The organism is Streptomyces sp. NPDC085946, assembly GCF_044540485.1.
Taxonomy (GTDB): Bacteria; Actinomycetota; Actinomycetes; order Streptomycetales; family Streptomycetaceae; genus Streptomyces.
The window spans coordinates 156537-170132 of sequence record NZ_JBITSF010000014.1; the positions used below are offsets into that span (position 1 = coordinate 156537).

Sequence of the window (13596 nt, forward strand, 5' to 3'; positions counted from 1 at the left end):
TTCATGGTGGAGCTGGTCCTTCTGCTCCACGCCCGCCCGTGGCACCGCTGTCAGGAGGCGTCATGGTGGTCTTGGCACTGCTCGTCCCCTGGGTGCTCCTGGGCATGATGTTCGCGCTGGACGCCTTTGAAGGGTTCCTGTTCCCTCCCGCGGCCTCGGTTCCCAGTACGCCGGCCGAGGATCACGGCGTCTCGCCTGATTCCGGGGAGTGACATCGGGGCACGACCGTCCTCGGCCGGCGCAGTCGCCGTCGGAGCCGGGTCACGGCCGTGCCCCTGCCCGTGCGGTACAGGCACCTGACCAGGCCGGGGTGGCCGGGCGGTCATGCTTCGGCAAGGAGGGGGTCGTAGGGGGTGCTGCGCCGGCGTCCGGACATGAAGGACAGGAAGTCGTTGATGAACGCGGAGCGGCTGTACGTCCCGCCGGCGCCAGGGGTGTCACGGTGGAATGCGGTGCGGAACAGGGCCCGGTATTCGTCGGCGTCGATGCGCTGGTTGCCGTCCTTGTCGGTGACGTCGAAGAGGACTTCGGCGACCCTGATCAGCGCGGGACCGGCCAGGGAAGGGACGGCGGCGGCGTACTCGTCGGCGCTGACGCGGCCGTCTCCGTCGGCGTCGAGGGCGGCCTGGAGCTCGCGCCACCAGTCGGCGTAGGCGGTGTAGAGCCGGGTCTCCTCGGGCTCGTCCAGGTCGAGACGGCCGGACAGCTCGCGGGCCATGGCGGCGAGGTCGGGCCAGGTCAGATACCCGTCCCCGGTCTGGTCGAGGACCGCGGTGAAGAACTCCTGCGCGCTGCGCTGCGCACTGCCTTCTGCGGCAGGTTCCGCTTGCGGTTCCTCGGGCAGCGGGGTGATGAGCCGGATGAGGGCGCCGGCCCGTTTCATCTGCTCGCGCAGGGCGGTGATCGTCCGTGCGCGGGGGTCGTCACTGTCGGGAGAGAGCGACAGCAGCTCGGCGATGCCGTCGGCTTTGATCCAGCCCTCGGGAAGGAACCGGGCCAGGCCGACAGCCAGGTAGGCGCCCTGCATCAGGGTCTGCACTCCCGCGATCTCGGGCAGGCCGGCCCTTCGGCGAAATGCTTCCGGCAGGGAGGCCACGGTGATCGCTCCGATGACGGGGCCGGCGACGGCCCGGCCGGTCGCCCACAGGGCGGGAAAGCCGTTCAGCACGGGCGGAGCGGGAAGGTGGTCGAAGAGCTTGTAGAGGATGATCCGCATCGCCTCGGTGTTCTCCAGCTCCTCGGCGATCATCCGGTCGTAGTAGGGCCAGAACTCCTCAAGCGTGTGCGGCAGATGGCCGGCCTCGTCGCCCATGGCGGCCAGGAACGCCTGGAACTCGGCGTACAGCCGCTCCATGGCCTTCGGCTCGAAGGGCTGTCCGCTGAGCCGGCACATGGTGACGGCGCTTTCGAACAGGGTCGCCACCACCCAGGCGCGCACACCCGGGTCCATCGCGTCATAGGGCCGACTGTCTGCGCCGGTGCCGCGCAGGCGTGCGTGCAGCCGGTTGAGCCGTGCCGCCTCCCGCTGTCGGGCGTGCTCGTCGGCGCCGAACATGCGCTGCATGCTGATGAAGGTGTTGCGCAGCCGCCGCCAAGGGTGGGCGACGAAGGTGGAGTTGTCGACAAGGGCGGCGCCGATCTGCGGGTGCGCGGCCTCCAGCACGGTCGCCCGGACTATGGCCAGCGCCCACCGCGGGTCGTTGAAGAAGCTGTGGAACTGCGAGCCGGGCCCGAACAGGGGGCCGTCTTCGGTGGTGGTCACGGTCGGGTTTCTCCGTTCTGGTTCGGCAGGACGGCGCCGAAGCGGCGTTCGCGCTGCCGGTAGGCGTGCAGGCACTGGAGGAAGTCCGGTGCGCGGAAGTCGGGCCACAGCACCGGCGGGAAGACCCATTCGGCGTAGGCGACCTGCCAGAGCATGAAGTTGGAGATGCGCTGTTCACCGGAGGTGCGGATGACCAGGTCCACATCCGGGGTGTCGGGAAACGGCAGGTGCGCGGCGAAGGTCTCCTCGGTCACGGCCTCGGCCCGCACACCGCTGCGGATCAGGGACCGTGCCGCCTCGACGATGTCCCTGCGGCCACCGTGATCGAAGGCGACGGTCAGCGTCATCTGCCGGTTCTGACTGGTCAGCGTCATCAAGTCGGCGATGTCTCTCGCCAGTCCGGGAGGGATGCGGGGATCGGTCATGCCGAGGAAGCGGCAGCGGATGCCCCGCGCGTGCAGCAACGGGGCGTGTTTGCGCACCACCCGACGCACCAGGTGCATGAGGAATTTGATCTCGGTGTCCGGGCGGCGCCAGTTCTCGGTGGAGAACGCGAACAGGCTCAGCCAGCCCACACCGGCCGCACGCGCCGCTTCGATGACGTCGATCACCGTCGTCTCCGCGGCACGGTGACCGGCCGTTCGGGGGAGCGACCGCTGTGCTGCCCACCTGCCGTTCCCGTCCATCACACACGCGACGTGCCGCGGCACCTCCCCCGGCCCCGGCAGCGCCGCGCCTTGGGCAGCGGCATCAGGGGAGGTGGGCCCTTCGCCCATGGACCGCTCTGCTCTCACGCCCGCCCCCTCAGCGTCCAAGGCGGACGCCGTCCCGCAGCGGCAAGGACACCGTCCAGCGCCGCCACCGTCTTACGATCATCAACGGCCATCAACGGCAGACTGACAGCGTTCAGCTCCGCGCAGCCCGCACATGCTGCGGATTCACCCTTGGTACGGATGTCCGGAGAAGGGGGAAGGGGCGGTGGCCGCGTTCGCGTTCGGCGACGGTCGGTGATGACCGGCGTGACTCCACCTGCTCAAGCCCGTTTCCCTGATGTACGCGCGGCTACGGTTCCCCGCTCCGTTGCGCCTTGCGGTCACCCCTCGGGAGCGGTGACTCCGTCCGGGGCTGGCGGAGACCGTTGCCGATGAAGCGGGATCTGCCTCCGGCGCTGCGGTGTGCGGCGAGGCAGGAATGCCGCGGCAGCAGACCGCCGCAGGAACGCATGTCGAGGGGACACCGTGGCCAAAGGCTGTGAACCGATCGCCGCCGCACTCCACATCCTGCTCACCACCCTCGAGCGTGCTCCGGTGCTGGTGCCGGGCAGGCTGTGGTCCGAGTACGCCGCCCTGCCCGCCCCGGTGGGCCGGGTTCCGCACAGCCGGGTGCGGGAGCTGCTGTCCGGGTGCACCGTGGCCGTCCCGGACGCCTTCGACGCCCGGGCCCGGGCCACCGCTGCGACCTCCTCACCCGCTGCGAACAGGCGACCCCTGCGGCCCAAGCGATCTTTCAGGCGGCCATGGACGCGTGCCGCCCCGGCGTCGGCCTGCACCTGCCGCAGGTCCTTCTCGGGCGGGCATGAGCACGCAGGCCTTCAACGGCGTCCGCCTCCTGCCCCTCTCCGACGAGATCGGGCAGGGCCGACTGCCGGGCCACCACCGTTTCGCCGGTGACTTCCGGGACCGTCTGTGGTCCCGGGACGAAGGGGCGGGTGACCTGGGTCGTCCACGGGGCCACGGCGCACCCGGAGGGACCTGCCGCCCGGGATGCCGTGGACAGGTCCCGGCAGACCACGACCAGCAGGACGGGCAGGTCGTACGGCGCGTGCAGGTACGCGACGCAGTAAGCGCAGCTCTTCCCGCAGTGAGCCGAAGGGGAGCGGACCGGGTGGGGCGACGTGGAGGCGGGCCGGACGACACCGCGCGGCAGGAAGAGCGGAAGAAAAAAATCTCCGCACGCGGCAACCCTTCACGGGTCGGCGGCCACTGACAGGGCGTAACCCCGTTCCTCCCCCGTAAGGAAGCCCCGTGGCTGCTCGTTCCCACCGCCGGTCCCTCCGCTCCCGTCGTGCCGCCGTCGTCTGCGCGGCCGTCGTGGCCGCGGGCGTCGGCGCTGGTGTTCTCGTGATGAACGCCAACGCCGGGACCGTCGACCTGTACCACCAGACGCTCGCCGCGAAGGACGGCTGGGCGTCCTCCGGTACGGGAACCACCGGTGGCACGAAGGCCGACGCCGCCCACACCTTCACCGTCTCCACCCGTGCGCAGCTCGTGAAGGCACTGGGCTCGGTCTCCGACACCACGCCCCGCATCATCAAGATCAACGGCATGATCGACGCCAACACCGACGACAGCGGCAAGAAGCTGACCTGCGCCGACTACGCCAGCGGTACCGGCTACTCGCTGTCGGCCTACCTCAAGGCCTACGACCCGGCCACCTACGGCCGCTCCAAGCTGCCCTCCGGCACCCAGGAGACGGCGCGCGCCGCCGCCCAGGCCAAGCAGGGCAAGAACATCGTCTTCAAGGTCCCCGCCAACACGACGATCGTGGGCGTCCCCGGCACCAACGCGGGCCTCACCGGGGCCATGCTCCAGATCCAGAACGTGGACAACGTCATCGTCCGCAACCTGACCTTCGCCGCCACCGAGGACTGCTTCCCGCAGTGGGACCCGACCGACGGCGACGACGGCAACTGGAACTCCAACTACGACTCGGTGTCCCTGCGCGGCGCGACCCACGTGTGGGCGGACCACAACACGTTCACCGACGCGCCGCACTTCGACAGCGCCAACCCGAAGTACTTCGGCCGCGAGTACCAGATCCACGACGGCGCCCTCGACATCACCAAGGGCTCCGACCTGGTGACCGTCTCGCGCAACCAGTTCACCAACCACGACAAGACGATGCTGATCGGCAGCAGCGACACCGACAGCGTCGGCAAGCTGCGCGTCTCCCTCCACCACAACGTGTGGAAGGGCATCATGCAGCGTGCCCCGCTGGCCCGCATCGGCCAGATCCACATCTACAACAACTACTACGACGTCACGCCCCTCAACGGGTACACGCCGCAGTACAGCATCAACTCCCGTGCCAAGGCCCAGGTCGTCGCGGAGAACAACTACTGGAAGCTGCCGTCCGGCGCGAAGGCCGCCAAGCTCCTCAGCGGTGACGGCACCGGCTCGGTCAAGGGCTCCGGCAACCTCGTCAACGGCACGGTGACCGACCTCGTCGCCGCCTACAACGCCGCCTCGTCCAAGGACCTGAAGACCACGGTCAACTGGACCCCGACCCTCACGGCGGGCCTGGAGACCTCGGCGAGCGACCTGCCGACGTCGCTGGCGACGACGACGGGGGCGGGCGTGCTCAAGTAGCACCCGAGACGCGCGAGGGCCGGGTGACCACGAGCCCCCGGCCCTCGCGCACCCACACCGCGCGGCCCGCCGTGCCACGGACGCCGAGCCGCGACTGCGCCCACATGACCGCGGGACCGGCCGGCGACCGGCTGACCGACTCGGCGCCTGCCCCCGCGGCCCGCCGTACCGGGCGGCACCCCCGCGTGTCAGCCGGACAGGCGCCCGAAGAACAAGCTGCCCGGGCTTTCCAGGTCCGAGGAGTAGAAGAACTCCCTGACCGCGCGGATGAACTCCTGCCGGCTGATGAACCCGTCGCCGTCGAGGTCCAGTTCGTGGAAGGTGTCCATGGCGCTGGGGTCGGTGATGTCCCAGACGTCCAGGTACTGCTTGAACTCGGCCTCGCTGATGGTGTTGTCGCCGTCGGTGTCCATGACGTCGAAGAGGGCGTGAGCCACACCCTCGACCATGTTGAAGCGGCTGGTGTCCACGCTCGCCGCGCGGCTGGCGAAGCGGTACTGCTCCTTGGAGAGGCGGTCGACGCCGTCCGCGTGGCGCAGCAGCTCGGCCCACTGCATCTGGTACACGATCAGCAGCGCCTGCGCCCGCCGGTCGCTCTTGTCGATCTTGTAGGCGCTCAGGTAGCGGTCGACGAGGCGCCGGTAGTCGTTCCAGTCGACGTAGCCGTCGCCGTCGGTGTCGGTGGCGGCGAACAGCCGGTCCAGCTTCATGGTGATCGGGTCGGTGATCCCGGTAGCCATGATCGGCCTCCCTCACAGGTGACGTCTCAGGTGCGCAGCAGCGCATCCACCCCGAAGTTAGGTTCCGGAACACCGGTGAGGGCCCGTGCAGGGGACAAGTTCCCACAATGACGTGAACCCTCTCCACAGCCGGTATGGCCCCGAGCGGATCGGGTACCGACCCGGATTCCCACGGTGACTTCGTCCGCTGCCGGCGCCCGGGCAGCGCCCGCCGCCGGTGCCACGGTGACGGCCCGGGAAGGGTCAGCACCCTCCGGCGACATCACGTCGCACCTCTCCCGCAGGACATCTTCGGGATACGAGTCCCAGGGCCGGGGCCGGTTGGACCCGTCGTGCCCGGGGGAGGGGCGCGGGGCGTCAGGACAGCAGCATGCGGGTCCACACCACGGCCAGGAACGTGCAGGCCAGCGTGAACAGGCCCTGCACGACGGCGGTGACCGGCATTCTGAGGCGGGCGTGCACGACGGACTCGACCGCCGCCGCGGCCGGAACGCACCGGACGACGAGCCACACCAGGAAGGGGACGTCGCGGGAGTGCGCGGTGGGGGAGCAGCGCGGAGAAGACGCCATGCCCAAGCCCACCGCCAGGAACAGGGCCGTGCCGGCGACGACGATGATCGCGTCCGCGGCCAGGAGCAGCAGGGCGAGCGCGATGACGACCAGGCGGGAGGGGCGGTCGCGGGTCCGGGCAGGTGCCGGGAAGTCCTGATCATGCGCGGGCGGCGAGACCATGACCCGACTGCACCACGGAACCACGGGTCCGGCGTCGCACGGGAACGCAATGAAGCCCGAACGTGACCGAGGACGCCGACGGTTGATGCCGCGCCTGCCGCCGGCAGGAGGGCCCTCGACCGAACCGCTTTCCGTCAGGATTCTCAGTCCTCGCGGCCCTGAACGGCCGGGGTGGGGGCTCGCCGGTGATCGAGAACAGGACAGCTCTCGGGAGGACGCGTGTCGGGCCGGGACCCTGCCATCGATCAGGAACCGGCGCGGTGCCGCGCAGACACCGCTTCGGAGTGGTCGCCCGTAGGGGGTGAGTGGTCGACATGCCGAACCCCGGTCCCCCACAAAGGTGCGCCCCGCAGCCCGCATGTGACTGTCCGCATTGGATCTAGTGCGTTGAGTGATGGTCTCTTTATGGTCAAAGCGACGCCAACACCGTGTCCCTGGAGGATCCGTGGCCCGCTTCCGCACTCGCCTGGCCCTGCTCTGCTCGGCCGCAGCTCTCGCCGCCGGCGCCCTTGTTCCCGCGCAGCTCGCCGGGGCGCAACCCGCCGCCGCGGCCCAGGAACACCAGTGGGTCGCCCTGGGCGACTCCTACACCGCCGGAGTCATCCGGGCCGCGGGCAACACCTTCGAAGTCCCGCGCGACGGCTGCGAGCGCACCGACCGGTCCTACCCCCAGGTCATCGACCGTGACCTCGGCGGTCTCTTCGAGCTGACCGACGTCAGCTGCGGCGCCGCCACCATCGAGAACGTCACCGACACGCCCCAGCACCCGATCGGCCGTCACCTGCCGCCCATCTCCGAGGACCCGGACTACCCCTTCCCCGCGGTGCCCCCTCAGTCCGAGGCGGTGGGCCCCGACACCGACGTCATCACCGTCGGCGTGGGCGGAAACACCCTCGGCTTCGCCGACCTCCTCACCAAGTGCACGCAGCTGGGCGGCGAAAGCAGCGGCAAGGGCACCCCGTGCAAGGACGCCCTGGCCGCCGGCATCCCGGGCCGGCTGAAGGAGGTGCGCCAGGAATACGACCGGATGCTCGAGGTGCTCCACGAGCGCGCCCCGCACGCGAAGATCCTGGCCGTCGGCTACCCCACGGTCATCCCCCAGGACACCTCCAGCTGCAACTTCGGCGACCTGACGCAGTTCGGCACGATCACCCAGGGCGACCTGGACTGGCTGCGCGACGACGTCCTGGAACCCCTCAACAAGGCCATCAACAACTCCACCGGCACCCAGGAAGCCGCCGGCTTCGTCGACCTCTACACCCCCTCCCGCAACCACAGCGTCTGCGACGACTCCAAGTGGGTCGAAGGCTTCGTCACCCTCCCCGACCAGCTGTCCTTCGTACACCCCAACGCCCTCGGCCACCGCAACGCCGCCGACTACGTCGAAGAAGCGATGCTCGACGCCATCAGCTGAGCCGACCCCCATCCGGCATCCCCGCCGGCACCCCCACGACGAACCGGCCTCCGGCACCGGCCGGAGGCCGGTTCCGCACCTGCGCGACCGGGCTCGGGAGCCGCTGTGCACGCCGAGCTCCGGACCATGAGGTGCCATGGGGAAGCGCCGCGGGCCGCCGGGTAGGAGACATGGACGCGGCGCCGTAGCGGTGGCCCCCGACCTGCCGCAGGGGCGAAGGCACGGCAGGGCCGGGTGGCGAGCCGTCGGTCCGGGTCACGTCCGGGTGGGTGTCCGCAGGGCGAGGAGGGCGACGTCGTCGTCGTTGGCGGTGGGGCGGACCCGGCGCAGCAGCTCGTCGGTGAAGGAGGCGAGGGGACGGTGGGCGAGGGAGGCGGCGTGCCGGCGCAGCCGGTGCAGGCCTTCGTCGAGGGTGTGGCCGGGTTCTTCGATCAGGCCGTCGGTGTACAGCACGAGGGTGGATCCGGGGGGCAGCAGGACGGTGGCCTCGGGGCGGGGCTTGCTGGCCCCGGTGCCCAGCAGGATGCCGTGACCGTCGGTGAGGTAGTCGGCCAGGCCGTCGTGGCTGATCAGCAGGGGAGGGGGGTGGCCCGCGTTGGTCCAGCGCAGTTTCCAGTGGCCGTCGTGTGCCTCTTCGACGCGGGCGAGGATCAGGGTGGCCATGGCGACGTCGGTGATGTGCATGATCGCTTCGTCGAGGCGGTCGACGATCCTGCCGGGGGGTTCTTGCATGGCCCAGGCGTAGGCGCGGAGCATGTTGCGCACCTGGGCCATGCCGGCCGCGGCCTCCAGGTCGTGGCCGACGACGTCTCCCACCGCCAGCGCGGTGGCGCCGTCGGACAGGTGGAAGGCGTCGTACCAGTCGCCCCCGACCTGTGAGGCGTCGGGCGCGGGCAGGTAGCGGACCGTCATCTGCAGTCCGGGCACGCGCGGCATCTGGGGCAGCAGGTGGTTCTGCATGGTCTCGGCGACCTTGCGCTGGCGCTGGTAGAGGCGCGCGTTGTCCAGGGCGAGGCCGGCCCGGCGGGCGATGTCCTCGAGCAGGGGAAGATCGACGGTGGTGAAGTCCCCGGGTCTGCTGGCGCGGCCCAGGGTCAGGGCCCCCAGGACCGCGCGTGTGCTGCGGATGGGTGCGATGGCCGCGGAGTGGATGCCGGTGGCCTCGAACAGACGGCGTTGTTCGACCGCGATGCCGGAATCCGGCGCCCCCTGGTAGGTCCGCGGGCCGGCCAAGGCGGAAGCGACCCCGCGCAGAGCCCTCGACAGCGGCATCTGGCTGTTCTGCGGGATCGGCGGCATCGGCCCCTGCAGCTCTTCGTGGCGCACCAGGGTGTCCCCGTCCGCGTGGACGACGAGACTACGCCACACCTCGTCACGCTCGGTGATCAGGTCGATGACGACCCAGTCCGCCAGCCGCGGCAGCACCAGGGCCACCAGCCGGCCCAGTGCCTCCTCCACGTCCAGGGTGGAGGTCAGCCGGGTGGTGGTCTCGGCCAGCAGCGCGAGCCGTTCGAGGTCCGACAGCCGCTGGGTCGCCGGCTCCGGCCGCGGGTCGGTTGCCTGCGGGTGCCGGGCGTGGAAGACGACGAGCGTGCCGGATCCCTGGTCGTCCACCTCGTACGGGGTGATCAGCCAGGAGACGGGCAGCACGGAGCCGTCCCCGCGGGCGAAGTAGTCGCCCTCGCCCTGAGCGGCGCGTCCGTCGTGGAAAGCCTGCCGCATGCCGCACCGGGCCGTGGGCAAGCGGTGGCCGTGGGCGTCCCGGTGCAGCAGTTCGTGCGCGTCGCGGCCGAGGAGATCCTCGGCGGACCAGGCCAGCATCTGCCGGGCGTGGGCGTTGACCGCGATCATGCGGCCCTGCTCGTCCACGACATACGCTCCGGTCCCCATGGCGTCCAATGCCCTGGTGAGCGTGGCCGTGAGTGCCGTCGGGAACTGTTTCCCGCCGGTCCGCGCATGCTCCGCCCCTGCCATGCCTTCGTCTCCTTCGCTGACCGGCGGCAGATCCGCACGTCGGTGCTTTCCTTCCCCGGATGCCCCGGCGCCGGTGAATCCAGCCTCCGCGTCGGACGAGCCCGCATGTCGTCGACACGGGCGACCGGCGTACGGGCCGGCTGTGGGGCGGGTGCGGCCGGTACAACGGGTTCCCCCGTGGCACCGGCGTCACCGGCTTCTCCCACGGAACCGTCCCCGTCCTGCGCCTCGCAAGCGGTGCCGTCACCGTCGTCGGCGACAGCACCGTGGGGCGCTCCGCCGACCGCCGCACCGTCCCGGTGCTCGCCGTCGGCCTCGTCCTTGACGCCGTCTTCCGGTCGGCTCCGCCCTCCTCGCCGACCTGGCCGTCCCGGCCGCGGTCTGCCGGACGGGCACCGGGCCGGTCGGCGTCACCATGACCCGGTGCCCGGTGCCCGGTGCCCGGTGCCCGGTGCCCGGTGCCCGGCGCCGCGCAGGGCGAGCACGCCGTAATCCCAGGTCGGGCCGCGTACGTGTCGTGGTCGTAGCCGCGGACGCCCGGCACCGGTCCGGGCCATGCCGTGCCGGGCCAGCCGCGTTCGCCCCGCACGGTCCCGGGGAACGGTCGCGCAGGTCGGAAAGGAGGACCGGGTCGCCAGGACGCACGCGGCCGGCAACGTCTCCGACCGGCCGCTGACGCTGCCGCGCGGCATGGTCTTCCGGGCGGCCCGGGTCCGGATGGCGGGCAAGGTCACCGGTGACCCGGCCGGGTGCCGGTACCGCTACCGGCAGGGTGATGCGGAGGACCGGCGGGATCCGGCCCGCGTCGCCGGGATCCGTCTCGGGCCGCCCCTGAGGGTCCGGGGCGGACGCCTGAGAAGCCCCGTGGCCCGCACCGAACGCCGGGTTCGGTGCGGGCCACGGTCACGTCCGGAACAGCCGGCCGTATCCCAGGTGCGGCGGTCACGTCCTGCCGGCAGGTTCCGGAGGGCCGCTGCCATGTCGGTGACCGGACGGGATGATCTCTGGTCGATCATCAGGCCACGCGGCGTGTCCGTACTCGCCGGTGAGGCCGCCGGAAAGTCCGTGGGTGCCGCCGTCTGCCGCGGTGGGATGCTCGCGGGCCGCCCCGCCGGCACCCGCGCGAGGGGAAACGCCCGCCACGGCCGGCTGGAGCCGTCCTGCTCGGCGGGCGCCTCGACCGGCCGTGGCGCTTCCGCACCTCCGGGAGCCGGCGGACCCGCCCGTACGACCGGGCGCTCCGGTCGACCGGAGCGCCCGGAGGAAGCGCCGGCCCGCGCGGCAGCCGGAGGCGTGGTGCCGCTCCCCGGCGCCGGTCAGCGGGCGGCGAGGAACTCGAGCGTGTCGATCACGCGGTTGGAGAAGCCCCACTCGTTGTCGTACCACGCGACCACCTTGACGTGGCGGCCGTCGACGCGGGTGAGGGCCGAGTCGAAGATCGACGAGGCGGGATTGCCCACGATGTCGGACGACACGAGCGGGTCCTCCGAGTACTCGAGGACGCCGGCGAGCGGCCCCTGCGCCGCGGCGCGGTACGCCGCCAGCACGTCGTCGCGCGTCACGTCGCGGGCGACGGTCGTGTTGAGCTCGACGATCGAGCCCACCGGCACCGGTACGCGGATCGAGTCGCCCGACAGCTTGCCGTCGAGGCTCGGCAGCACCAGGCCGATCGCCTTGGCGGCGCCGGTCGTGGTCGGCACGATGTTGACGCCGGCGGCCCGGGCGCGACGGGCGTCGCGGTGCGGACCGTCCTGCAGGTTCTGTTCCTGCGTGTAGGCGTGCACCGTCGTCATGAACCCGTGCTCGATACCGGCGAGTTCGTCGAGCACCTTGGCCAGCGGCGCGAGCGCGTTGGTGGTGCAGGAGGCGTTCGAGACGATCGTGTGCACGGCCGGGTCGTAGGCGTCGGTGTTGACCCCGAACGCGAGCGTGACGTCGGCGCCGTCCGACGGCGCGCTGACGAGCACCTTCTTCGCTCCCGCGTCGAGGTGGGCCCGGGCGGCCTTGGCCGACGTGAAGCGGCCGGTGGCTTCCAGGACGATGTCGACGCCGAGTTCGGCCCACGGCAGCTGCGCCGGCTCGCGCTCGGCCAGCACGGTGATCCGACGGCCGTCGACGACGAGGGCGTCCCCGTCGACGGTGACCGGGCGCCCGAGGCGGCCGGCCGTGCTGTCGTAGGCGAGCAGCCGGGCGAGCGCGGCGGGCTCCGTCAGGTCGTTGACGGCGACGATCTCGAGGGCGCTGTCGCGCTCCAGCAGCGCGCGCAGCACATTGCGTCCGATGCGGCCGAATCCGTTGATGGCGATGCGAGTCATGAGTGGTGTCCCTCCCTTTCGCCACCAGGCTCGCCCGCGGTCCGCGCCGCTGACAGTGGCGGGATCGCCAGGGTTCAAAAGGATCTCGCCATCCGGTGCCGGGCGGGTCATTCGCCCCGGGTGAAGGTGCGCCGGTACTCGCTCGGCGTGGTGCCGAGGATGCGCTGGAAGTGCAGCCGCAGGTTCGCGCCGGTGCCGAGCCCGACGTCGGCGGCGATCTGTTCGACGCTGCGCTGCGAGCGCTCGAGCAGCTCGCGGGCCAGGTCGATGCGGGCGCGCATCACCCACTGCATCGGCGTGTAGCCGGTCTCCTCGACGAAGCGCCGGGAGAACGTGCGCGGCGAGACGCCCGCCTGCCGCGCCAGTACGTCGAGGGTGAGGGGCTCGCCGAGCCGGTGCAGCGCCCACTCGCGGGTGACGGCGAACCGCTCGCCGAGCGGCTCGGGGACGCTGCGCGGCACGTACTGGGCCTGGCCGCCGCTGCGGTAGGGGGCCGCGACCAGACGCCGGGCCGCGTGGTTGGACGCGGCCACTCCGAGGTCGCCGCGCAGGATGTGCAGGCACAGGTCGATGCCGGAGGCGGCGCCGGCCGAGGTGAGCACGCTGCCCTCGTCGACGAACAGCACGTTCTCGTCGACCCGGACGAGCGGATGCCTGGCCACGAGTGCCCGCGTGTAGTGCCAGTGCGTCGTGGCGCGCCTGCCGTCGAGCAGGCCCGTGGCGGCGAGCGCGAAGGCGCCCGTGGAGATGGCGGCGAGCCGCGCGCCCCGGTCGTGGGCGGCGACCAGCGCCTCGACGACGGCCTGCGGCGGGTCGTCGCGGTCCGGGAACCGGTAGCCGGGGACGAAGACGATGTCGGCCCACGCGAGCGCGTCGAGGCCGTGGGCGACGTAGTACGCGAGGCCGTCGCCGCCGGTCACGAGACCCGGTGTCGCCCCGCACACCCGCACCTCGTACGGCATGCTCGCGCGGGTCGTGAAGACCTGCGCGGGGATTCCGACATCGAGCGGCTTCGCGCCTTCGAGCACGAGGACGGCGACGCGATGCAGGCGGGAGGCGGGCACAGGAAGAGGTTACGTGGGACGCGACGCCGCCACGCCCACCGCGCGGACCGGGCAGGCGGCACACCGGCCGGGCCGTCTCCCGCGGCGCGGTCCACCGCCCGTCCTCCCGTCCCTCGCCCGCCGCCGGCCGGTCCGGGACCGAACCCGAGTTCAGGAGGAACCTCTGCCCTCCGTGCTCCGGGGGCGCGAGTCGCGATGAGTTCCGCGGCGTCCGGCGGTCGTACTGT

10 protein-coding genes are annotated in these 13596 nt (G+C 71.6%); 3 read left to right on the top strand and 7 right to left on the bottom strand.

What is annotated here, in order from left to right; translation table 11 throughout:
- The first annotated feature begins 62 nt into the window (after window positions 1-62).
- Window positions 63-212 (top strand): hypothetical protein, encoded by a 150-nt coding sequence (locus ACIF8T_RS26170; protein ID WP_400038531.1) that lies wholly within the window; start codon window positions 63-65, stop codon window positions 210-212.
- Between the two features lie 110 nt (window positions 213-322).
- Here the strand turns inward: ACIF8T_RS26170 and ACIF8T_RS26175 are convergent, their stop codons facing one another.
- Window positions 323-1762, bottom strand: coding sequence for an oxygenase MpaB family protein (locus ACIF8T_RS26175; protein ID WP_400038532.1), 1440 nt, complete (start codon window positions 1760-1762; stop codon window positions 323-325).
- Window positions 1759-2538, bottom strand: a complete 780-nt coding sequence (gene uppS, locus ACIF8T_RS26180; protein ID WP_400038584.1) for a polyprenyl diphosphate synthase — start codon at window positions 2536-2538, stop codon at window positions 1759-1761. The genes ACIF8T_RS26175 and uppS overlap by 4 nt, the downstream gene beginning before the upstream one ends.
- 1248 nt (window positions 2539-3786) lie before the next feature.
- On the opposite strand from uppS, the gene ACIF8T_RS26185 reads away from it, so the two are divergent.
- The gene (locus ACIF8T_RS26185) at window positions 3787-5130 is read left to right on the top strand and encodes a polysaccharide lyase family 1 protein (protein WP_400038533.1); all 1344 of its coding nucleotides are present in this window, start codon (window positions 3787-3789) and stop codon (window positions 5128-5130) included.
- Between the two features lie 188 nt (window positions 5131-5318).
- Here ACIF8T_RS26185 and ACIF8T_RS26190 read toward each other — a convergent pair whose 3' ends face one another.
- The gene (locus ACIF8T_RS26190) at window positions 5319-5870 is read right to left on the bottom strand and encodes an EF-hand domain-containing protein (protein ID WP_400038534.1); all 552 of its coding nucleotides are present in this window, start codon (window positions 5868-5870) and stop codon (window positions 5319-5321) included.
- A gap of 357 nt (window positions 5871-6227) precedes the next feature.
- Window positions 6228-6602, bottom strand: a complete 375-nt coding sequence (locus ACIF8T_RS26195; protein ID WP_400038535.1) for a hypothetical protein — start codon at window positions 6600-6602, stop codon at window positions 6228-6230.
- 445 nt (window positions 6603-7047) lie between these two features.
- Between ACIF8T_RS26195 and ACIF8T_RS26200 the strand changes: the two genes are divergently transcribed.
- Entirely contained in the window at window positions 7048-8016 is a 969-nt protein-coding gene (locus tag ACIF8T_RS26200; RefSeq protein WP_400038536.1) for an SGNH/GDSL hydrolase family protein, read from the top strand.
- Window positions 8017-8271: 255 nt separating this feature from the next.
- On the opposite strand, the gene ACIF8T_RS26205 is transcribed toward ACIF8T_RS26200, so the two are convergent.
- The 3 genes from ACIF8T_RS26205 to ACIF8T_RS26215 all read right to left on the bottom strand — a co-directional run bounded on the left by ACIF8T_RS26205 (window position 8272) and on the right by ACIF8T_RS26215 (window position 13369).
- A complete protein-coding gene (locus ACIF8T_RS26205) occupies window positions 8272-9990 on the bottom strand; it encodes a SpoIIE family protein phosphatase (RefSeq protein WP_400038537.1) in 1719 nt (572 codons plus the stop codon).
- 1316 nt (window positions 9991-11306) lie between these two features.
- On the bottom strand, window positions 11307-12305 hold the full coding sequence (gene gap / locus ACIF8T_RS26210) for a type I glyceraldehyde-3-phosphate dehydrogenase (RefSeq protein ID WP_400038538.1): 999 nt from the start codon (window positions 12303-12305) through the stop codon (window positions 11307-11309).
- A 107-nt stretch (window positions 12306-12412) separates the two neighbouring features.
- The gene (locus ACIF8T_RS26215) at window positions 12413-13369 is read right to left on the bottom strand and encodes a GlxA family transcriptional regulator (RefSeq protein ID WP_400038539.1); all 957 of its coding nucleotides are present in this window, start codon (window positions 13367-13369) and stop codon (window positions 12413-12415) included.
- Between the last annotated feature and the right edge of the window lie 227 nt (window positions 13370-13596).